Annotated in this window: 18 protein-coding genes and 2 tRNA genes; 10 read left to right on the top strand and 10 right to left on the bottom strand. The window is 72.9% G+C overall.

What is annotated here, in order from left to right; translation table 11 throughout:
- The first annotated feature begins 193 nt into the window (after positions 1-193).
- The 4 genes from purD (at position 194) to ACIPLC_RS03285 (ending at position 6,400) form a co-directional block, all read left to right on the top strand.
- On the top strand, positions 194-1,441 hold the full coding sequence (gene purD, locus ACIPLC_RS03300; RefSeq protein ID WP_400470563.1) for a phosphoribosylamine--glycine ligase: 1,248 nt from the start codon (positions 194-196) through the stop codon (positions 1,439-1,441).
- Positions 1,442-1,962: 521 nt separating this feature from the next.
- Positions 1,963-3,546 (top strand): hypothetical protein, encoded by a 1,584-nt coding sequence (locus tag ACIPLC_RS03295; RefSeq protein WP_400470560.1) that lies wholly within the window; start codon positions 1,963-1,965, stop codon positions 3,544-3,546.
- A gap of 219 nt (positions 3,547-3,765) precedes the next feature.
- The gene (locus ACIPLC_RS03290; protein ID WP_400470557.1) at positions 3,766-5,427 is read left to right on the top strand and encodes a N,N-dimethylformamidase beta subunit family domain-containing protein; all 1,662 of its coding nucleotides are present in this window, start codon (positions 3,766-3,768) and stop codon (positions 5,425-5,427) included.
- A 73-nt stretch (positions 5,428-5,500) separates the two neighbouring features.
- On the top strand, positions 5,501-6,400 hold the full coding sequence (locus ACIPLC_RS03285; RefSeq protein ID WP_400470554.1) for a phosphoribosylaminoimidazolesuccinocarboxamide synthase: 900 nt from the start codon (positions 5,501-5,503) through the stop codon (positions 6,398-6,400).
- A 43-nt stretch (positions 6,401-6,443) separates the two neighbouring features.
- On the opposite strand, the gene ACIPLC_RS03280 is transcribed toward ACIPLC_RS03285, so the two are convergent.
- The 7 genes from ACIPLC_RS03280 to ACIPLC_RS03250 form a co-directional block, all read right to left on the bottom strand.
- Entirely contained in the window at positions 6,444-7,064 is a 621-nt protein-coding gene (locus ACIPLC_RS03280; protein WP_400470551.1) for a response regulator, read from the bottom strand.
- A gap of 28 nt (positions 7,065-7,092) precedes the next feature.
- Complete coding sequence (locus ACIPLC_RS03275) at positions 7,093-8,325, bottom strand: sensor histidine kinase (protein WP_400470548.1); 1,233 nt, start codon at positions 8,323-8,325, stop codon at positions 7,093-7,095.
- A gap of 101 nt (positions 8,326-8,426) precedes the next feature.
- Positions 8,427-9,263: an ABC transporter permease gene (locus tag ACIPLC_RS03270; RefSeq protein WP_400470545.1), complete on the bottom strand. Its 837-nt coding sequence runs from the start codon at positions 9,261-9,263 to the stop codon at positions 8,427-8,429.
- Entirely contained in the window at positions 9,260-10,285 is a 1,026-nt protein-coding gene (locus tag ACIPLC_RS03265; protein ID WP_400470543.1) for an ABC transporter ATP-binding protein, read from the bottom strand. The genes ACIPLC_RS03270 and ACIPLC_RS03265 overlap by 4 nt, the downstream gene beginning before the upstream one ends.
- A gap of 157 nt (positions 10,286-10,442) precedes the next feature.
- A tRNA-Gly gene (locus ACIPLC_RS03260) sits at positions 10,443-10,518 on the bottom strand.
- Between the two features lie 39 nt (positions 10,519-10,557).
- Positions 10,558-10,630: transfer RNA gene (locus ACIPLC_RS03255), tRNA-Gly, on the bottom strand.
- A 138-nt stretch (positions 10,631-10,768) separates the two neighbouring features.
- Entirely contained in the window at positions 10,769-11,086 is a 318-nt protein-coding gene (locus ACIPLC_RS03250) for an Lsr2 family protein (protein ID WP_063348519.1), read from the bottom strand.
- Positions 11,087-11,554: 468 nt separating this feature from the next.
- Between ACIPLC_RS03250 and purS the strand changes: the two genes are divergently transcribed.
- The 4 genes from purS (at position 11,555) to ACIPLC_RS03230 (ending at position 15,680) form a co-directional block, all read left to right on the top strand.
- A complete protein-coding gene (gene purS / locus ACIPLC_RS03245; RefSeq protein ID WP_045692676.1) occupies positions 11,555-11,809 on the top strand; it encodes a phosphoribosylformylglycinamidine synthase subunit PurS in 255 nt (84 codons plus the stop codon).
- Positions 11,806-12,507 (top strand): phosphoribosylformylglycinamidine synthase subunit PurQ, encoded by a 702-nt coding sequence (gene purQ, locus ACIPLC_RS03240; protein ID WP_400470540.1) that lies wholly within the window; start codon positions 11,806-11,808, stop codon positions 12,505-12,507. The genes purS and purQ overlap by 4 nt, the downstream gene beginning before the upstream one ends.
- Positions 12,507-14,762: a phosphoribosylformylglycinamidine synthase subunit PurL gene (gene purL, locus ACIPLC_RS03235; protein WP_400470537.1), complete on the top strand. Its 2,256-nt coding sequence runs from the start codon at positions 12,507-12,509 to the stop codon at positions 14,760-14,762. The genes purQ and purL overlap by 1 nt, the downstream gene beginning before the upstream one ends.
- Before the next feature lie 90 nt (positions 14,763-14,852).
- On the top strand, positions 14,853-15,680 hold the full coding sequence (locus ACIPLC_RS03230) for a sterol carrier family protein (protein WP_400470535.1): 828 nt from the start codon (positions 14,853-14,855) through the stop codon (positions 15,678-15,680).
- Between the two features lie 19 nt (positions 15,681-15,699).
- On the opposite strand, the gene ACIPLC_RS03225 is transcribed toward ACIPLC_RS03230, so the two are convergent.
- Positions 15,700-16,581 (bottom strand): DUF3152 domain-containing protein, encoded by an 882-nt coding sequence (locus tag ACIPLC_RS03225; RefSeq protein ID WP_400470532.1) that lies wholly within the window; start codon positions 16,579-16,581, stop codon positions 15,700-15,702.
- 122 nt (positions 16,582-16,703) lie between these two features.
- Between ACIPLC_RS03225 and ACIPLC_RS03220 the strand changes: the two genes are divergently transcribed.
- Complete coding sequence (locus ACIPLC_RS03220; protein ID WP_400470529.1) at positions 16,704-17,123, top strand: DUF3151 domain-containing protein; 420 nt, start codon at positions 16,704-16,706, stop codon at positions 17,121-17,123.
- A gap of 139 nt (positions 17,124-17,262) precedes the next feature.
- Here the strand turns inward: ACIPLC_RS03220 and fbaA are convergent, their stop codons facing one another.
- Positions 17,263-18,285 carry a class II fructose-bisphosphate aldolase gene (fbaA, locus tag ACIPLC_RS03215; RefSeq protein ID WP_400470527.1) on the bottom strand — a complete coding sequence of 341 codons (1,023 nt, stop codon included), beginning with the start codon at positions 18,283-18,285 and terminating at the stop codon, positions 17,263-17,265.
- A gap of 343 nt (positions 18,286-18,628) precedes the next feature.
- Between fbaA and ACIPLC_RS03210 the strand changes: the two genes are divergently transcribed.
- A complete protein-coding gene (locus tag ACIPLC_RS03210) occupies positions 18,629-19,348 on the top strand; it encodes a DedA family protein (protein ID WP_400470524.1) in 720 nt (239 codons plus the stop codon).
- Between the two features lie 108 nt (positions 19,349-19,456).
- Here ACIPLC_RS03210 and pyrE read toward each other — a convergent pair whose 3' ends face one another.
- Positions 19,457-19,993, bottom strand: coding sequence for an orotate phosphoribosyltransferase (gene pyrE / locus ACIPLC_RS03205; protein WP_280673778.1), 537 nt, complete (start codon positions 19,991-19,993; stop codon positions 19,457-19,459).

Raw genomic sequence — 19,993 nt, 5'->3', positions numbered from 1 at the left:
GGTGGTCGGCGAGATTTCACCCGTCCGAGGGAGGGCCCGGTGACCCGCCGTCCTGACCCGGGCACCCGGCGCGCACCGAGCCGGTCGGAGTTGGAGGTTCCTCCGACATCGTCGGCGTGCGGACCTCCCCGATTGGAGGATCGGACGGGACCGGAGAGCGGCCGGATCTGGCCACCGACTACCCTTGCCAAGCGTGAAGGTCCTCGTCATCGGCGGCGGCGCCCGCGAACACGCCCTGTGCCGCTCTCTGTCCCAAGATCCCGCCGTGTCCGAGCTGCACTGTGCCCCGGGCAACACCGGGATCGCGCAGGTGGCGACGGTCCACCCGGTCGACCAGCTGAACGGCGCGCAGGTCGCCGACCTGGCCGTGCGGCTCGGCGCCGCCCTGGTCGTGGTCGGCCCGGAGGCCCCGCTGGTCGCGGGCGTCTCCGACGCCGTGCGCGCGGCCGGCATCCCGGTGTTCGGCCCGTCCGCCGAAGCGGCCCAGCTGGAAGGCTCCAAGGCCTTCGCCAAGGACGTGATGGCCGCGGCCGGCGTGCCCACGGCCCGCTCCTACGTCTGCACCACCGCCGCCGAGGCCGCCGAGGCGCTGGACGCCTTCGGCGCGCCGTACGTGGTCAAGGACGACGGCCTGGCCGCCGGCAAGGGCGTGGTGGTCACCTCCGACCGCGCGGCCGCGCTGGCGCACGCCGCCTCCTGCGAGCGCGTGGTCATCGAGGAGTTCCTGGACGGCCCCGAGGTGTCGCTGTTCGCGATCACCGACGGCACCACCGTCGTCCCGCTCCAGCCCGCGCAGGACTTCAAGCGCGCGCTGGACGGCGACGAGGGCCCCAACACCGGTGGCATGGGCGCCTACTCGCCGCTGCCGTGGGCGCCCGCCGGGCTGGTCGAGGAGGTCCAGGAGAGCGTCCTGCAGCCGACCGTCGACGAGCTGCGCCGCCGGGGCACCGAGTTCTCCGGCCTGCTGTACGCGGGCCTCGCGCTCACCTCGCGCGGCACCCGGGTGATCGAGTTCAACGCCCGCTTCGGCGACCCGGAGACCCAGGTCGTGCTGGCCCGGCTGCGCACCCCGCTGGCCGCCGTCCTGCTGGCCGCCGCCACCGGCACCCTGGACCAGCTGGAGCCGCTGCGCTGGGACGAGGGTGCGGCCGTCACCGTGGTCGTCGCCTCCGAGGGCTACCCGGCCGCGCCGCGCACCGGCGACCCGATCGACGGCCTGGCCGAGGCCGAGGCCGACGGCACCGCCTTCGTCCTGCACGCCGGCACCAGGGCCGACGAGGACGGCCGGGTGCTGAGCGCCGGCGGCCGCGTCCTGTCGGTCACCGCGACCGGCACCGACCTGGTCGAGGCGCGCGACCGCGCGTACGCCGCCGTGGACCGGATCACGCTCAAGGGCGGCCAGCACCGCACCGACATCGCCCTGAAGGCGGCCACCGCCTAGCCCCCGCCCGCAGGGCGCTGCGCACCGTGGGATTTCCCCCCATGGACGCAGCGCCCTGCGGCGTTTCCGGGGCGGGAGTGACTCCGGGGGTCGGCGCACCGTTCGGCGGTCGGATTCCAGCCCATCGGGTGACAGCACCCGCATCCGGCTGACGTAACCGGGCGCCCGGCCTTATGGTGCGCTGGATCGCAGTGCGACGTGGCCGTGCGCCGGGGTCGCCGCCGGGTAGCGGCGTTCCCGCGGAGGGATGCTGGACGGCGTCCGGCCGGGCGGGTGCCCGGGTGCTTCGCACCGGACCGGTCGTGACCGTCCGGAATCCGGGCGGTGTCACCGGGACGAGTGGAAATCGGGGCGATCCGGAACACCCACCCGGGCCGGTGCGTCGAACATGGCAGAAGCGCCACACAGCATGCACTACCGGGGATCGGACGCCTCCGCTTCCCGGTCGGAACTGATCGTTTCGAGTCGGCTCAGGGCCCGTCGCCGGGCGCCCGAGGGCTCCGAAGGGGGTGCCGCACCGTATGGCCGCAGTCGACACCGCGCGCGCTCACGCCCAGGCGGTCCTGCGGGTCCGAGGTCTCGCCCTGGCCGCCGCCGTCATGCCCGCCGCCGTCGCGGTGGTCCTGCTCGCGGGCCGGTTCACCGGGCGGATCGGCGCACCCGGCTCCTCCGACGCCGCCGGGTGGGACGCCGCCCGCTGGGTGGTCTGCGTGGTCGCCGCGCTGACCCTCCTGGTGGCCGGACTGACCGCCCACGCCTACCGCCGGGCCGTCCCGCCCCGGACCCCGGCCGTCCCGCTGAAGCGCGCCGAGGCCCCCGAGCTGTACCGGCTGATCGACGAACTCGCCGACCGGCTGGACGTGCCCGCTCCCTCCGCCGTGGCCCTCACCCCGGACTGCGACAGCTGGCTGGAGGACGTGCCGCCGGTACGGCGGGCCCGCCCGTTCCGGCCGCACCCCGAGCCGCCCGGCCCGGTCCTGGTGATCGGCTCGCCCTTCCTGTGGTGGATGCGGGCCGGCGAACTGCGCGCCCTGCTCGCCCCCGTGGTGGCCGGCACCGCCGCCTCCGCCGACCCGGAGATCGCCGCCGCCCGCCGCTTCCTGCGCAGCCTGGACGCGAGCCTGGACTCCGGCCAGGGCGCGGCCCCCGGCCTCGGCGGCGGCACCCTGGCGAGCCCGCCCCGGCCGCCCCGCCGTGGCCCGGCCGCGCTCGCCGAGCGGATCACCCGCAGGATCACCCGCCGGCTGCTCGGCGCCTGCCGCGGCTACGCCGCCGAGTTGGAGCGCTCCGTCGCGAGCTGGGCCTCCGAGCAGGCCAGGACGGTCGACTACGGCCTGCGGATCGCCGCCCAGGAGCAGGTCGGCCTGGCCTACGCGGGCTGGGACCGGCTGCTCACCCGGGTCGCGCTGCCCGCCTGGCGGCTCGGCCGCCACCCCGCCCACCTCAACGCCGGCGTGGTCGCCGCCCTCACCGAGCTGTCCCGGCGCGACCGCCTGGCCGACGGCTACGGCAGCCGGCTCGGCGACCGCCCCGCCTGCGACCTGCTGGAGGAGCCCGGCACCGTCGACCGGGCGGTCTCCCGGCTCGCCGCCGAACTGTTCTTCGGCAGCCCGGCCGCCGGCGCCTGGCACGAGCTGGAGTGGACCGACTACCCGGCCGACGTGGTGGACGCCGGCTGGCGGGCCCGCGCCGCCGCCCTGCAGACCGCCCTGGACCGGCTCGCCCCGCAGGCCCGACCCGGTTCCCCGACGCTCACCCGGCTGCTGTTCCGGCTCGCCGAGGGCGACGGCGAGCGGCTGGCCTCCGCGCTCGCCGCCCAGCTGGCCCGCACCACCGCCCCGGTCCCGCTGCTCGAAACCGCCCGCAGCGGCCGCGACCTGCTGGTCGACCACGTCACCGCGATGGTCTGCTGCGCCGCCGTCGACACCGCCGGCGCCGCGCCGGGCCTGGACTGGCTGGACGGCCCGGTGCTGCTGCTGGGCGGGGTCCGCCGCACCGACCTGGCCGGGCCGGTGGCCCAGGCCGTCGAGCAGGGCCAGGACGGCCCGCTGCGGGCCTGGCTGGACGCCGCCGACGTCCGACTGGAGAAACCCGTCCGGTTGTGAGCCGGACAGGCGGCGCTCGGCGCTCCGGCGCGCGCCCCCAAACGGACCGGCGGGCGGCCGTCTCCGCAGGCCGGAGGCCCGGCCGGGGGAGGGCGCGAGATTCCCGGCACCAATTGCGACCGCAGGGTGACGGAGCGCCAGCACTCTGTGGTGTATTAGACCGCACGCACATCCGGGGGGCACGTGCCAACCGGGCGGAAGTGCACCTGGGAGGGGCGCGTGGGCACCGAACTCAACCGCCGCTGGGAGTCCGGAACGCACGCTTACAGCGTCTCCGACCCCTTCGGCCAGGGCCCGCTGCCCTGGCTGCGCAGCCCGGACCAGTACCTGGCCGGCGCCGAGGGCGCCGTCCCCTGGTACGTCTCGGTGGACGCGCCCGGCCAGCGGCCGCTGGCGGCCGGCGCCCGGCCCAAGCCGCCGGTCGGCACTCCGCAGAGCGCCAACGACGTGGACCAGCAGATCAAGGGCTTCGCCTCGGCCGGGGTGATCCGCCCGGGCGGTTCGGTGGACTTCCGGGTCACCGTCAACCCGCCCCGCGAGTTCACCGTGGACGTCTACCGGATCGGCCACTACGGCGGTGACGGCGCCAGCCACATGACGTCCAGCCCGCTGATCGCCGGGCTGGCCCAGCCCGCCCCGCTGGTGGTCGAGCGGACGGTCTCCTGCCACCACTGGTGGCACTCCTGGCGGTTGCAGATCCCGGTGCACTGGAAGCCCGGCGCGTACGTCGCCGTGCTGACCACCGCGGACATGCTGCACCGCAGCCACATCCCGTTCACCGTCCGGGACTTCGAGGACCGGGAGCACGCCGCCGAACTGCTCCTGGTGGTCCCGGACGTGACCTGGCAGGCCTACAACCTGTTCCCCGAGGACGGCCGCAGCGGCGCCAGCCTCTACCACGCCTGGGACGGCCGGGGCGGCCTGGTCGGCGAGCCGGAGGCGGCCGTCACGGTCTCCTTCGACCGCCCGCACGCCACCGCCGGGCTGCCGCTGCACGTCGGCCACGCGTACGACTTCATCCGCTGGGCCGAGCGCTACGGCTACGACCTCTCCTACGCCACCGCCACCGACCTGCACGCGGGCCTGGTCGACCCGGGGCGGCACCGGGCGCTGATCTTCCCGGGCCACGACGAGTACTGGTCCGAGCCGATGCGCCGGGCCGTCGAGCAGGCCAGGGACGACGGCACCTCGCTGGTGTTCCTGTCCGCCAACACCATGTACTGGCGGGTCGAGCTGACCGCCGCCCCCTCCGGCGAGCCCAACCGGCTGCTCAACTGCCGCAAGCGGCAGAAGGTCCGGCCGGGCAGCCCGGCCGCCGGGGTGTCCGGTTCGGCGAGCGCGCTGTGGCGGGACGCCGGCGAGCCCGAGCAGCACGTGCTGGGCCTGCAGTACTCGGGCCGGGTCGCCGCGCCCGTCCCGCTGATCGCCCGGCACACCGCGCACTGGCTCTGGGACGGCACCGGCCTGCAGGAGGGGGACGAACTGCCCGGCCTGGTCGCCGGCGAGGCCGACCGCTACTACCCGAAGGTGGCGCTGCCCGAGCACACCGAGCGGGTGCTGCTCGCGCACTCCCCGTACCAGGACCTCGCCGGCCGCACCCGCTACCAGGAGACCTCGCTGTACCGGGCGCCCAGCGGCGCGTACGTGTTCGCGGCCGGCACCTTCGCCTGGTCGCCCGCGCTGGGCCGCCCCGGCCTCACCGACGAGCGGATCCAGCGGGCCACCGCCAACCTGCTCGACCGCCTCGGCAAGAATGAGGCCTCCCTCGGCAGGATCGAGGCCTCCCTCGGCAGGAACGGGGCCTCCCTCGGCAGGAACGGGGCCTCCCTCGGCAGGAACGGGGCCTCCCTCGGCCGGAAACGGGGCCTCGGGGGTTCGTGAAAGACTGCGGGGGCAGTGACCTCCCCTTTCGCGAGCCCCACGCCCGCGAACGACCCCTGAGGACTGAGACACCGTGAGCGGATTTGTCACCAAGCCCGAGCCGGTCCAGGTGCCCGGCCTGGTCCACCTGCACACCGGCAAGGTGCGCGACCTCTACCGGACCGAGTCGGGCGAGCTGGTCATGGTCGCCAGCGACCGGATGTCCGCCCACGACTGGGTGCTGCCGAACGAGATCCCCGACAAGGGGCGCGTCCTCACCCAGCTGTCCCTGTGGTGGTTCGAGCGGATCGCCGACATCGTCCCCAACCACGTGATCTCCACCGAGGTCCCGTCCGGCGCCCCCGCCGACTGGAAGGGCCGCACACTGATCTGCCGCAGCCTGGACATGGTCCCGGTCGAGGCGGTCGCCCGCGGCTACCTGGCCGGCTCCGGCCTGGCCGAGTACCAGGAGAACCGCACGGTCTGCGGCATCGCCCTGCCGGAGGGCCTGGAGAACAGCTCCGAGCTGCCCGCCCCGATCTACACCCCGGCGCTCAAGGCCGAGGTCGGCGAGCACGACGAGAACGTCTCCTACGAGGAGACCGCCCGCCGGATCGGCGCCGACCTGGCCGCCCAGCTGCGCCAGACCACCCTGAGCGTCTACGGCCGGGCCCGGGACATCGCCCGCGACCGCGGCATCATCCTGGCCGACACCAAGTTCGAGTTCGGCCTGCTGGACGGCGAGCTGCTGATCGGCGACGAGGTGCTCACCCCGGACTCCTCCCGGTACTGGCCGGCCGACGAGTGGCAGCCGGGCCGCTCGCAGCCGTCCTTCGACAAGCAGCTGATCCGCGACTGGCTGGTCTCCCCGGCCTCCGGCTGGGACCGCTACAGCGAGCAGCCGCCGCCGGAGCTGCCGACCGAGGTGGTCGAGCAGACCCGCGCCAAGTACATCGAGGTGTACGAGCGGCTGACCGGCACCACCTGGTCCTGACGCCCACCCGCCCGCGGGCCCGGGGCTGGATCTAGGGCACGCCCTAGATCCAGCCGTGCTCGCGGGCGATCCGCACCGCCGCGTGCCGGTTCTCGGCACCCAGCTTGCCGGCCGCCGAGGACAGGTAGTTGCGGACGGTGCCGGGGGACAGCGCCGCCCGTTCGGCGATCTCGGTGATCGAGGTGCCGTCGGCGGCCAGCTCCAGGACGTCCGTCTCGCGCGGGGTGAGCGGGGTCTCGCCCGCGCTGATCGCGTCCGCGGCCAGCTCCGGGTCCACGTACCGGCCGCCGGCCCGGACGGTCCGGATGATGCCGGCCAGGTCGGCCGCCGAGACGGTCTTCGGCAGGAAGCCGCGCACCCCGACCTCCAACGCCCGCTTGAGGTAGCCGGGGCGGCCGTGGCCGGTGACGATCATGCAGCGGCAGTCCGGCAGCAGTCGGCGCAGTTCGGTGGCCACCTCGATGCCGTCCTTGCCGGGCATCTGGAGGTCCAGCACCGCGATGTCCGGGCGGTGGGCCTGCGCCATCGCCAGTGCCTCCGGGCCGGAGCCGGCCTCGGCGATCACCGTGATGTCGTCCTCCAGGGAGAGCAGCGCGGCCAGCGCGCCCCGGATCAGGTGCTCGTCGTCGGCGAGCAGGACGCGCACGGGTGCGGGGTCGTTCATCGGGCGGTCCTCCGTCGGTGGGTGCGGGTCAGAACGGGACGGCGGCGAGCACCCGGAAGGTGCCCGGTGCGGACTCCGGGACGGTCAGCTCGCCGTGGTGGGCGACCAGCCGCTCGCGCAGCCCTCGCAGTCCGGTGCCGCCGCCCTGTGAGGGGAGCGGGACGGCGGGCACCCCGTCATTCTCCAGCTCCAGTACGGCCCGGCCGTCCTCGCGGCGCAGCCGGATCAGGCAGTGGGCGGCCTCGCTGTGCCGCAGCACGTTGGTGGTGGCCTCGCGGATCACCCAGCCGAGCACCGACTGGACCGGGGGCGGCAGTTGGTCGGCGTCCTCGCCGAGGTCGATCTCGCAGGCGACGTCGGCACTGCGGAGCACCGCGCGGGCGCCGATCGCCTCGGCGTGCAGGTCGGCGGTGCGGTAGCCGCGGATGACGTCCCGGACCTCGCGCTGCGACTCCTGGGCGATCCGTTGGACCTCGGCCATCTGGTCGGCGGCCTCCGGGCGCCCGCGGCGGGCGAACTGGACGGCGAGTTCGCTCTTGAGCGCGATGGTGGTGAGGTTGCGGCCCATCACGTCGTGCAGGTCGCGGGAGAAGCGCAGCCGCTCCTCGGCGACGGCCAGCCGGGACTGGGCCTCGCGGGCGGTCTCCAGTTCCCAGATGATCGCGGTCACCCAGGCGAAGCTGCGGCAGGTGCCGACGAGGAAGACCAGGCTGATCGCCGCCCCGACCGCCAGCCCGGCCGTGGTGGCGGGGCTCATCCCGGTCAGCAGCATCGCCGGGGCGATCAGCAGGATCAGGCCGAGTCCGGCGGCGAAGACCTGGCGCAGCGGCAGGCCCACGCTGATCGGACCGATGGCGGCGCACAGCATGGCGATGGCGACCGCTGCGGTGAACGGCGTCCCGCCGGGCTGCCCGGGTTCGGCGGAGGACGGGCCCAGCAGCAGGACGGCCCAGGAGCCGGCCACCGAGAGTGCGCTGTTGACGATCAGCCAGCGCAGGTGCTCGGTGGGGCGGTGCAGGTAGTGGTCGAGCGAGGTGCGGAACGCCCGGAGGCAGAGCAGGGTGGAGGCGAGCGAGACGACCAGGGTGACCCGGACGGCGTCGACCGACTGGTCGATGTCCGCGACGGAGGAGGCGCTGAACACCAGGTTCACCGGAATGATGCACCAGGCCACCATGTAGAGCGACCAGCGGAAGTACAGCTCGGCGCGTTGGGGCTTGCCGAAGCCCTTCCATCTGCGAACCGGCCCCTGGACGGCCATCGAATCGCTCCCCGTTTCGATCAAGATCGTGTCGCTACCTTCATATCAGAGGTGGAACGGGGGTCTGGCCTTCGCACTTCCAGCGGGCGCCGTCCGGGGCGTCAGCGGCGGGACTCCCAGCGGAAGTAGCGCACCGCGCCCCAGACCGCCAGGCCGAGCCAGACGGCGCCGGTCACCAGGTGCGGGGCGGCGGTGGACCAGGTGCCGGCGAAACCGATGGCGGCGGCCGAGCCGTCGGTGCCGGTCCAGCCGATCCGGATCAGCTGGAAGGCCGGGGTGGTGGGCAGCAGGCGGCAGAAGTCGGCCAGTCCGGAGGGCATGATCTCCAGCGGGATGAGCAGGCCGGAGCCGAACTGGGAGACCAGCAGCACCGGGAGCGTGGTGATGCCGGCGGTCTCGACGGTCTTGGTGAAGGCGCTGGAGACGGCGGCCAGGGCGATGAAGACGGCGATGCTCAGGACCAGTCCGACGGCCAGCAGCAGCGGGTTCACCGGCGTGCTGAGCTTGAGGAAGGCGGCGGCGCCGACGGAGACCACGGCGCACATCATCAGGGCGAGACTCACCGAGGGCACCGCCGTGCCGGCCAGGATCTCGATGTCCCGGGCCTCGCCGGTGCGCAGCCGCTTGAGCACCAGCTCGTTGCGGCGGGCGACGTACGCGGCGGTCAGGTTGTAGTAGACGACGAAGGCGAGGATGCCGCCGATGGTGCCGGTGATCAGCAGCGTGTCGACGTCCAGTCCGGGGTGGGACTCGGCCTGCTGCTTGAGCATGTTGTGCCGGCCGGCGATCAGCAGCAGCGGCAGCAGCAGGGCGGTGAACAGGGCGGAGCGGTTGCGCAGCAGCAGGGTGGCCTCGGCGCGGCCGAGGGAGAGCAGCCGGCGGGCGGTGGTGCTCTGCGGGCCGGCGGCGGCGGTCTTGGCGGCGGTGGCGGTGGTCATCGGGCGGATCCGATCAGGCGGCGGCGGCGGGCGGTGCGGGCGGTGCGGGCGGTGCGGGCGGCGGGCGACTGCGGCGGGGCCTGGTGGGCGGCCTCGGAGGCGATGGCGAGGAAGGCCTCCTCCAGCGAGGCGCTGCGGGCGTCCAGGGAGTCGAGCGTGATCCCGTGCTGCTGGGCCCAGCCGAGCAGTTCGAAGAGGGTGTGCTGGAGGCCGCCGGTCTGCACGGTGACCTTGCGGCCGTCGACGGCGATCTCGGTGCCGGCGAGGACCGGCAGCGCGGTCCCGGTGAACTCGGGGAGTTCGAAGCTGATCCGGGAGGGCCGGCCGGCGATCACCTCGGCGACGGTGCCGGTGGTGACGACCCGGCCGCCGTGCATGATGGCCAGCCGGTCGGCGAGCTCCTCGGCCTCCTCCAGGTAGTGCGTGGTGAGCAGCACGGTGGTGCCCTGGGCGCGCAGTTCGCGGACCAGCCGCCAGACGGCGGCGCGCGCCTCCGGGTCGAGGCCGGTGCTGGGTTCGTCCAGGAAGAGCACCTCGGGGCGGCCGAGCAGGGCCATCGCGAGGTCGAGCCGGCGCCGCTCGCCGCCGGACAACTGCTTGACCCGGACGTCGCGGCGGTGGCCGAGGCCGACCAACTCCAGGGCCTCGTCGACCGGGCGGGCGCCGCTGGTCATCCCGGCCCAGCTGCGGCCGGTCTCGGCGATGGTGAGGTCGCCGGGGAAGCCGCCCTCCTGGAGCATGATGCCGATCCGCGGGCGGACGGCGGCGCGCTCCCGGTAGGGGTCGTGGCCGAGCACCCGGATGGTGCCGCCGGTGGGGGCGGCCAGGCCCTCGATGAGCTCCATGGCGGAGGTCTTGCCCGCCCCGTTGGTGCCGAGCAGGGCGAACAGCTCACCGCGGCCGACGGTCAGGTCGACGCCGCGGACGGCGTGGTAGCCGGTGGTGCCGGTGCCGTAGTGGCGGTGCAGGTCGGTGACCTCGATCACGCTGTCGCCGGGGCGGAGGGGCTGGCTCGTTTCCATGCCTCAAGCCTTCCGCCTCCCCGGCCGGGCGGGCAGTGCGCGCCGTCATGAGCCGGGGGTGGGGATCCACGGGTCGGCGATGACAAATGTCATGGGCCGGGATCGCCGTGGGGCGGGAATGCCGAAAGGCCCCCTCGATCGAGGGGGCCTTTCGCTGTGGAGCGGACGACGAGATTCGAACTCGCGACCCTCACCTTGGCAAGGTGATGCTCTACCAACTGAGCCACGTCCGCAGGTCAAACTATGGAGTTGTGCTGTGCTCGCGCACTGCGAGCGGACGACGAGATTCGAACTCGCGACCCTCACCTTGGCAAGGTGATGCTCTACCAACTGAGCCACGTCCGCACGGTGCCTGGTGGGGCACCCGCCGCCTCTTCGGATCTCTCCGTTGCGGCGACGAGGATTACTCTACAGCATCGTTCGGGGTGGTCGCCCCACCCTTCCGGTCCGGGCGGGCGGGGCGACCAGGGGTGTCCGGGGCGGTCAGTTCGCCTCGGCGAACTGCTCGTACACGTGCTTGGGGATGCGTCCGCGGGCCGGCAGTTCCATGCCGCGCGACAGGGCCCAGGCGCGGACCGCGGCCGGGTCCGGGGTGAGCGCGGTGCGGCGGAAGGACTTTCCGGTGCGGCTCTGGCGGCGGCCGGCCGCGACGAACGGAGCGAGGGCCTCCCGCAGCTTTTCCGCGTTGTCCACGGACAGGTCGATCTCGTACGACTTCCCGTCGACGCCGAAGTGGACGGTTTCCGCCGCAGCGCCGCCGTCCAGGTCGTCGGAGAGCGTGACAACTACACGCTGAGCCATGGGTGTCAATCCTCTCGGGCAATTCGGCCGCTGGTCCGCGGGGTGCGTCCGGGGGCCTGATGTGCACCACTCGCGCAAGCGCATACGGGCAGGCCTGGTGGCCCGCCGGATACGCAGCACTTGCCGCGACAGGTGGCCCTATTCTGCACCCGAAGGGGGCCGAAATCGAAGAGTCCGGCATTCTTTTCCGGATATTCACGTGTCTTCGCCGGAGTGCCGGATACCGGAGAGCGGGACGGGTCGATCTGTCCCGGAGTGCCGTATTCGGGTGTTCTTCGGGTGTTCTCGTTCCGGGGGCCGAATCCGTGGAAACCGTTCGGCCCGGGCGGGGGTTCACGGGCCTGGATCCCTTGCCGCGTAAGGGTCTCGGGTCTACGCGCGTCGCCTGCCCCGGCCAGCAATCCTGCCCGAAACCCCCGGTAGTCTGGAGCTCCCCCCGCCTCACCGAAGACACCACCGGGAGTGCCAGTGGCACGCGTCGTAGTCGACGTCATGCTCAAGCCGGAGATCCTCGACCCCCAGGGCCAGGCGGTGCAGCGTGCACTGCCCCGTCTCGGATTCACCGGGATCGCCGACGTCCGCCAGGGCAAGCGTTTCGAGCTGGAAGTGGAGGGCCCGGTCGACGACGCCGCGCTCGCCCGTATCCGCGAAGCCGCCGAGACCTTTCTCGCCAACACCGTGATCGAGGACTTCACCGTCCGCGTCGAGGAGGCGGCGAAGTGACCACCCGCGTGGGCGTCGTCACTTTCCCCGGCTCCCTCGACGACCGTGACGCCCAGCGCGCGGTCCGCCTGGCCGGCGCCGAGCCGGTCGCCCTCTGGCATCGTGACAAGGATCTCCACCAGGTCGACGCCGTCGTCCTGCCGGGCGGATTCAGTTACGGCGACTATCTGCGCTGCGGCGCGATCTCCCGGTTCTCGCCCGTGATGGACACCATCATCGAGCAGGCGAAGCTGGGAATGCCGGTCCTCGGTATCTGCAACGGCTTCCAGGTGCTCTGCGAATCGCACCTGCTGCCCGGTGCACTCACCCGCAACGACTCGCTGCACTTCGTCTGCCGCGACCAGAAGCTGCGCATCGAGAACACCGGTACCGCCTGGACCCGGGATTACTCGGCGGGCCAGGAAATCGTCGTTCCGCTGAAGAACGGCGAGGGCCGGTTCGTCGCCGAGGAGCGCGTCCTGGACCAACTGGAGGCGGAGGGCCGGGTGGTGGCCCGTTACCTGGCCCGCGGCGACGCCGCTGACGGGTACGGTAACCCGAACGGTTCGTACCGCGACATCGCCGGCATCACCAACGCCGCCGGCAATGTCGTCGGCCTGATGCCGCACCCGGAGCACGCCGTGGAGCCGCTCACCGGTCCGACCACCGACGGCCTGGGCTTCTTCACTTCCGTCCTGAAGCAGCTGGTGAACGCCTGATGAGCCTCGACACCGTCAAGAACGCCGAGCAGACCCCGGACGTCGCCCAGCCCTGGGCCGAACTCGGCCTCAAGGAGGACGAGTACACGCGCATCCGCGAGATTCTCGGCCGCCGCCCGACCGGCGCCGAACTCGCGATGTACTCGGTCATGTGGTCGGAGCACTGTTCGTACAAGAGCAGCAAGGTCCACCTGAAGCAGTTCGGCGAGAAGAAGCCCGACTCGGACGCGATGCTCGTCGGCATCGGCGAGAACGCCGGTGTGGTCGACGTCGGCCAGGGCTACGCCGTGACCTTCAAGGTCGAGTCGCACAACCACCCGTCGTACATCGAGCCCTACCAGGGCGCGGCCACCGGCATCGGCGGCATCGTGCGCGACATCCTGGCGATGGGCGCCCGCCCGGTCGCCGTGATGGACCCGCTGCGGTTCGGCGCGGCCGACCACCCGGACACCCGGCGCGTGCTGCCCGGGATCGTCGCGGGCATCGGCGGCTACGGCAACTGCCTGGGCCTGCCGAACATCGGCGGCGAGGTCGTCTTCGACTCCTGCTACCAGGGCAACCCGCTGGTCAACGCGCTGTGCGTGGGCGTCATGAAGCACGAGGACATCCACCTCGCGCAGGCCTCCGGCGCCGGCAACAAGGTCATCCTGTACGGCGCCCGCACCGGCGGCGACGGCATCGGCGGCGTCTCCGTGCTCGCCTCCGAGACCTTCGACGACAGCAAGCCGGCCAAGCGCCCGGCGGTCCAGGTCGGCGACCCGTTCCAGGAGAAGCTCCTGATCGAGTGCACCCTGGAGATCTTCCGGGAGAAGCTCGTCAAGGGCATTCAGGACCTGGGCGGCGCGGGCCTGTCCTGCGCGACCTCGGAGCTGGCGAGCGCCGGCTCCGGCGGCATGCGGGTCGAGCTGGACACCGTGCCGCTGCGCGACAACACGCTCTCGCCCGAGGAGATCCTCATGAGCGAGTCGCAGGAGCGCATGTGCGCCATCGTCGAGCCCGACAAGGTCGACCGCTTCCTGGAGATCTGCGAGAAGTGGGACGTCATCGCCACCGTCATCGGTGAGGTGACCGACGGCGAGCGCCTGGAGATCTTCTGGCACGGCGAACTCGTCGTCGACGTGCCGCCGCGCACCGTCGCCCACGAGGGCCCGACCTACCAGCGCCCGTACGCCCGCCCGAGCTGGCAGGACGCGCTGCAGGCCGACGCCCCCACCGGCGAGCGGCTGGCCCGCCCGACCACCGGCGAGGGCCTCAAGGCCGACCTGCTGAAGGTCGCCGGCTCCCCGAACCAGGCCTCCAAGTCCTGGATCACCGACCAGTACGACCGCTACGTGCTCGGCAACACCGTGCTCTCGGTCGGCGAGGACTCGGGCATGATCCGGATCGACGAGGAGACCAACCTCGGCGTCTCGGTCGCCACCGACGGCAACGGCCGCTACACCAAGCTGGACCCGTACACCGGCGCCCAGCTGGCCCTCGCCGAGGCCTACCGCAACGTCGCGGCCGGCGGCGCCAAGCCGCTCGCGATCTCCGACTGCCTCAACTTCGGCTCCCCCGAGGACCCGGACGTGATGTGGCAGTTCGCCGAGGCCACCCGCGGCCTGGCCGACGCCTGCCTGGTCCTCGGCACCCCGGTCACCGGCGGCAACGTCTCGCTGTACAACCAGACCGGTGAGGTCGCCATCCACCCGACCCCGGTGGTCGCGGTGCTCGGCGTCATCGACGACGTCACCCGGCGCACCCCGGCTGCCTTCGCCGAGGAGGGGCAGCTGCTCTACGTGCTCGGCGACACCGCGGACGAACTCGGCGGCTCGGCCTGGTCGCAGGTCGTCCACGACCACCTCGGCGGTCTGCCGCCCAAGGTCGACCTGGAGCGCGAGCGGCTGCTCGGCGACATCCTGATCGCCGCCTCGCGCGACGGCATGATCGACGCCGCGCACGACCTCTCCGACGGCGGCCTCGGCCAGGCGCTCGTGGAGAGCTGCCTCAAGGGCGGCCACGGCGCGCGGATCATCGTGCCCGAGGGCGCGGACCCGTTCGTGTTCCTGTTCTCCGAGTCGGCCGGCCGCGCCGTCGTGGCGGTGCCGCGCAGCGAGGAGCTCCGGTTCAACGACATGTGCACCGCGCGCGGCCTGCCGGCCACCCGCATCGGTGTCGTGGACGGCGAATCCCTGGACGTCCAGGGCCAGTTCACCGTCTCGCTGGCCGAGCTGAAGGACGCCCACACCGGCGTCATCGAGGCTCTGCTCGCCTGACCCGCGCGGTTCGAGGGGCGGACGGTCCGACGGGGCCGTCCGCCCCTCGGCGTGTGCGGGGCTGTCCGCCCCTCGGCGTATGTTGGGGCCATGCCTCCGAAGCCCCGTACCTACCAGCCGCAGAAGGTGCGCGCCGCGCTCGCGGCGCAGACCGGCGCGCTGCGCGACGCCGTCCGGCGGCTCTGTGAACGCCCGGACGCGGAGCAGTGGTTGGCCCGGCCGACCAGGCTGGGGGAGTGGACGGTCCGCGAGCTGATCGCGCACCTCGCCGTCCAGCTCGACTTCGTCCCCGAGCACCTCGACGATCCGCTGGAGGGGCGGGCGCCGTTGGACCTGCCGGGGTGGGTGGCCGCGGTCGGCACGGTCGCGCCGCTGCTCGACGAGCAGGCCCGGGCGCGGGCCGCGGGCGACTTCGGCGGGGGCGCGGCCTCGGTGGCGGAGGCCTTCACCCGGGCCGCGGACGCGCTGACCGGTTTGCTGGACCGGCCCGAAGTCGCCGACCCGGTACGGCGGTTCGAGATCCGGCTCGGCTCGATGACGCTCGCCGACATGCTGGTGACCAGGCTGGTGGAGACCGTCGTGCACGCCGACGACCTGGCCGCCGCGCTCGGCCTCGACGGCTTCCCGCACGACCGCCAGGCCGTCGCCGCCGTCACCCGGCTGCTGGCCGACGCCTTCGCCGACCGCGCCCCCGGCGGCGCCGTCGAGCTGCGGATCCCGCCGTACGCCGTGGTGCAGGCCGTCGAGGGGCCCCGGCACACCCGGGGCACCCCGCCGAACGTGGTCGAGACCGACCCGCTGACCTGGATCCGGCTGGCCACCGGCCGGGCCGACTGGGCGGCCGCGGTGGACGCCGCGGCGGTCTCCGCCTCCGGCGAGCGCAGCGATCTGCGGGAGTACCTGCCGGTGCTCGGGTAGCCGCGTCCCAGGGGGCGTCCTACGGCACCGACGGCCCGCTGAGGTAGGTGCCGTTCTCCGAGTACGGCCAGGCGTTCGGCCCGCAGCCCTTGAGCCCGTAGATCTGCTGCATCATCGCGGGCGCCGGCTTGCCCGGGCCGGGGCAGCCCTCGTGCCCGTGGCCTATCCGGTGGCCGACCTCGTGGTTGATGATCAGTGCCCGGTACTCGTCGAGCGGGCCGCTGAACTGTGGTGAACCGGTGTTCCAGCGCTTGGAGTTGACGAGCACCTGGTTGCCGACGTTGCAGTTCACCTCACCGTGGGTGTCCAGGCCGGAGGCGCCGCAGATCCGGTCCACGGTGGCCGGCGAGGCGATCTTCACGGTGAAGTCGTACCCGCCGCCGGCGACCAGCTGGAAGCCGTTCCTGCGGTCGTTGGTCCAGCCGCGCTTGTCGCCGAGGAAGCCGTGGATCTGGGTGGCGGCGGCCGAGGCGTCGATGCCTATGCCGTCCTCGACCTCCACCCGGTAGCGGCGCACGGTGCCGCGTCCGACCGGCTGGGCGGTGGCGGCGGCGACGCTGAAGGTGCCCGCGCCCTTGGCCGGGCCGGGGTCGGGCGAGGTGGGGGTGGATGCCGGGGGCGGGGCGGGTGGCTCGCTCGGGGTGTCGGCCGGGGTCGGCGACGGCGTCGGGGTGGCGGGCGCGGGGGTCTGCTCGGTCGGCGGGGCGATCCGGGCCTGGGCGGTCGGCCCGGCGTCGGGCGCGTCGGAGGAGCGGGTCAGCACGACCGCCGTGCCGCCCAGCACCGCCACCGCCGTGACCAGCGCCGCGAGCATGCCACGCCCGAGTCGGCGCCGCGGCCGTCGGCGTCGGCGGCCGCCGCGGGCATCGCTGCTCCTGGCGGCGGATCTGGCTGCGGGCATGATCGACACCCTGGCACGGCGAACGGGTGAATGTCCACGTACCGGGTATGCAGGCGCTCGGCGGCCGGTGCCGATCCAGGGACGGCGGTTGACCCTGGCGTCTCGGGTGGCAGACTGCCTGCATGGCGATTCACCGGAATCTTCTCGACGGCCCCGACCCGACCCTTCTGCCGGAGGACGAGCAGCCCTACCGCATGCTGGCGGAGGAATCGGCCTCACCCACCCAGGTGGCCGCCGACTTCCCGACCTTCTGCCTCGCCTGGGCGATGCTCGCCGACGACGCCTACGCGGCCGGCCGCTACGTCGAGTCCTACGCCTACGCCCGTACCGGCTACCACCGCGGCCTGGACGCGCTGCGCCGCAGCGGCTGGAAGGGCCACGGCCCGGTGCCGTGGGAGCACCGCGGCAACCGCGGCTTCCTGCGCTGCCTGGCGGCGCTCGCCCGGGCGGCCGGCGCGATCAAGGAGACCGAGGAGGAGGCCCGCTGCTGGCAGTTCCTGAAGGACAGCAGCGCGGAGGCCTACGCGGAGCTGAAGCAGTAGACCCGCACAGGTGCTGGAGCGTTAGACCCGCACGGCTGTCGAAGCAGCAGACCCACACACGGGTGCGCCCCCCGGTGAAGTCCACCGGGGGGCGCACCCGCGTTCACGCGGTGGCCGGGTTCGAGCCCGGCCACCGGGCTCACTTCAGGCGGTTGCCGGCCGAGCGCAGCTGCTGCGCGGCCTCGACCACGCGCGAGGCCATGCCCGCCTCGGCGAGCTTGCCCCAGGTGCGCGGGTCGTAGGTGTTCTTCTTGCCGACCTCGCCGTCGACCTTCAGCACACCGTCGTAGTTGCGGAACATGTGGTCCACGACCGGGCGGGTGAAGGCGTACTGGGTGTCGGTGTCCAGGTTCATCTTCACGACGCCGTTCTCCAGCGCGGTGGCGATCTCCGCCGCGGTCGAGCCCGAACCTCCGTGGAAGACGAAGTCGAACGGGTCGGTCTTGCCGTACTGCTTGCCGATCGCGTCCTGCAGCTCGCGCAGCAGCTCCGGCTTCAGCACGACGTTGCCCGGCTTGTAGACGCCGTGCACGTTGCCGAACGAGGCGGCCAGCAGGTAGCGGCCCTTCTCGCCCAGGCCCAGCGCCTCGGCGGTGCGCACGGCGTCGTTGACGGTGGTGTACAGCTCGTCGTTGATCTCGTGCGTGACGCCGTCCTCCTCGCCGCCGGTCGGGGTGATCTCGACCTCAAGGATGATCTTGGCGGCGGCGGCCTGGGCCAGCAGCTCCTGGGCGATCGCCAGGTTGTCGGCGAGGGTCTCGGCCGAGCCGTCCCACATGTGCGACTGGAACAGCGGGTTCTGGCCCTTGGCCACGCGCTCGGCGGAGACCGCCAGCAGCGGGCGGACGTAGCCGTCCAGCTTGTCCTTCGGGCAGTGGTCGGTGTGCAGCGCGACGGTGATGTCGTACTTGGCGGCGACGATGTGCGCGAACTCGGCCAGCGCCACGGCGCCGGTCACCATGTCCTTGTTGTGCTGGCCGCCCAGGAACTCCGCGCCACCGGTCGAGATCTGGATGATGCCGTCGCTCTCGGCCTCGGCGAAACCACGCAGTGCGGCGTGCAGGGTCTGCGACGAGGTGACGTTGATGGCCGGGTAGGCGAACTTGCCCGCCTTGGCCCGGTCCAGCATCTCGTTGTAGACCTCGGGAGTTGCGATGGGCATGCGATCCGCTCCTGTCGGGTTGCGGCGTACGGACGGTGCTGTCCGACGCTGTGTACGCCTTCGGTACGACTCCGTGCCGGCCGCCGACGCGCGGCGCTGCGGTGTGGCTCTCCGGCACCAAGGTTCGAGGCGACCTCCGCGGTACGGCGATGAGGGTGGTGTGCCGCTGCGGACCGGACGCCCGTGCCATCCTCCCAGACTCGTGCCCGCAGGTCAGCAGGAGCCCGCCAGTCGGACCGTCGCCGCCGCCGGTGCGGACGACCCCCTCCTGCAACGTTCGGCGGACACCGGATACACCCGCCAGGCGAAGCCTCCGTACAGAACGGCCCGCTATCCTGCGGCCGTGGACTACAACCAGCTGGCCGTCAACCTGCTCGACGCCAAATCACTGATCTCGTCCCTCGGCGCCATCGGGCTGATCGCGATCATCTTCGCGGAGACCGGCCTGCTGGTCGGCTTCTTCTTCCCGGGGGACTCACTGCTGATCATCGCCGGCGTCGCGGCCTCGAACGCCGCCTCGTCGGTGCTCGGCGACGGCGCCAAGCTGCCGATCGCCGCCCTGCTCATCGGCGCCCCGGTGGCCGCGATCGCCGGTGCCCAGCTCGGGCACCTGATCGGGGTCAAGGTCGGGCCGAAGATGTTCGACAAGCCCGAGTCGAAGATCTTCCGCCGCGAGTACGTGATGAAGGCGGAGGAGTACTTCAACAAGTTCGGGCCCGGCAAGGCCGTGGTGCTGGCCCGCTTCATGCCGATCGTCCGGACCTTCCTCAACCCGGTCGCCGGCACCCTGGAGATGCCCGCCCGGACGTTCTTCCTGTGGAACGTCATCGGCGGCGTGCTCTGGACCGAGTCCATGCTGCTGATCGGCTACTTCTTCGGCGACGCGCTCGCCCCGGTGATCGACAAGTACCTGATCCCGGCGGTGCTGCTGATCGTCCTGCTCTCGATCTCGCCGATCCTGATCGAGGTCCTGCGCGAGCGCAAGAAGCGGAAGGCCGGCGGCGCCGTGGAGAGCGTCGAGGCCGACGTCGCGCAGACCGGCGGCCGCCACCGGCGGGGCTGAGCGTCCGGGCTGCCGGGCTCCCCGCAGCACGCGCGAAGGGGCCGGGTCCCGTCTCACGTTTCACGTGAAACGGGACCCGGCCCCTCGTGCCGTCAGATCCGGCCGGGCTCAGAGGCCCAGGTCGTCCAGGGTGTAGGCGGTCACGTACGGCAGGCCCTGCGCCTCGACCGCGGCCGCGCCGCCGCGCTCCACGATCACCGCGACGCCGACGACCTCGGCGCCCGCCTCGCGCAGCGCCTCGACGGCGGTCAGCACCGAGCCACCGGTGGTGGAGGTGTCCTCGACCGCCAGCACCCGGCGGCCCTTGACCTCCGGGCCCTCGATCCGGCGCTGCAGGCCGTGCGCCTTGCCCGCCTTGCGGACCACGAAGGCGTCCAGCTCACGCCCGCGCGCGGCGGCGGCGTGCAGCATCGCGGCGGCCACCGGGTCGGCGCCCAGGGTCAGACCGCCGACGGCGTCGTACTCCAGGTGCGAGGTCGCGTCCAGCATCACCCGACCGACCAGCGGGGCGGCCTGGCCGTCCAGCGTGATCCGGCGCAGGTCGACGTAGTAGTCGGCCTCCTTGCCGGAGGAAAGGGTGACCTTGCCGTGTACGACGGCCTTGTCCTTGATCTGTGCCAGCAGGGCGTCGCGGTCGTTGCTCAT

Origin of the sequence: Kitasatospora sp. NPDC086801 (assembly GCF_044745805.1) — a bacterium.
In the GTDB taxonomy this organism is placed as follows: Bacteria; Actinomycetota; Actinomycetes; order Streptomycetales; family Streptomycetaceae; genus Kitasatospora.
Note: the sequence above shows the minus strand (reverse complement) of the source record. Positions and strands in the feature narration are given on the sequence as shown.

Coding starts and splice junctions, on each gene's coding strand:
- ACIPLC_RS03270 (WP_400470545.1), bottom strand. CDS start 9,263: ATGACCACCGCCACCGCCGCCAAGACCGCCGCCGCCGGCCCGCAGAGC.
- ACIPLC_RS03230 (WP_400470535.1), top strand. CDS start 14,853: ATGCCTCCGAAGCCCCGTACCTACCAGCCGCAGAAGGTGCGCGCCGCG.
- ACIPLC_RS03220 (WP_400470529.1), top strand. CDS start 16,704: ATGGCGATTCACCGGAATCTTCTCGACGGCCCCGACCCGACCCTTCTG.
- ACIPLC_RS03225 (WP_400470532.1), bottom strand. CDS start 16,581: ATGCCCGCAGCCAGATCCGCCGCCAGGAGCAGCGATGCCCGCGGCGGC.
- pyrE (WP_280673778.1), bottom strand. CDS start 19,993: ATGAGCAACGACCGCGACGCCCTGCTGGCACAGATCAAGGACAAGGCC.
- purL (WP_400470537.1), top strand. CDS start 12,507: ATGAGCCTCGACACCGTCAAGAACGCCGAGCAGACCCCGGACGTCGCC.
- ACIPLC_RS03265 (WP_400470543.1), bottom strand. CDS start 10,285: ATGGAAACGAGCCAGCCCCTCCGCCCCGGCGACAGCGTGATCGAGGTC.
- ACIPLC_RS03250 (WP_063348519.1), bottom strand. CDS start 11,086: ATGGCTCAGCGTGTAGTTGTCACGCTCTCCGACGACCTGGACGGCGGC.
- ACIPLC_RS03280 (WP_400470551.1), bottom strand. CDS start 7,064: ATGAACGACCCCGCACCCGTGCGCGTCCTGCTCGCCGACGACGAGCAC.
- ACIPLC_RS03295 (WP_400470560.1), top strand. CDS start 1,963: ATGGCCGCAGTCGACACCGCGCGCGCTCACGCCCAGGCGGTCCTGCGG.
- ACIPLC_RS03275 (WP_400470548.1), bottom strand. CDS start 8,325: ATGGCCGTCCAGGGGCCGGTTCGCAGATGGAAGGGCTTCGGCAAGCCC.
- fbaA (WP_400470527.1), bottom strand. CDS start 18,285: ATGCCCATCGCAACTCCCGAGGTCTACAACGAGATGCTGGACCGGGCC.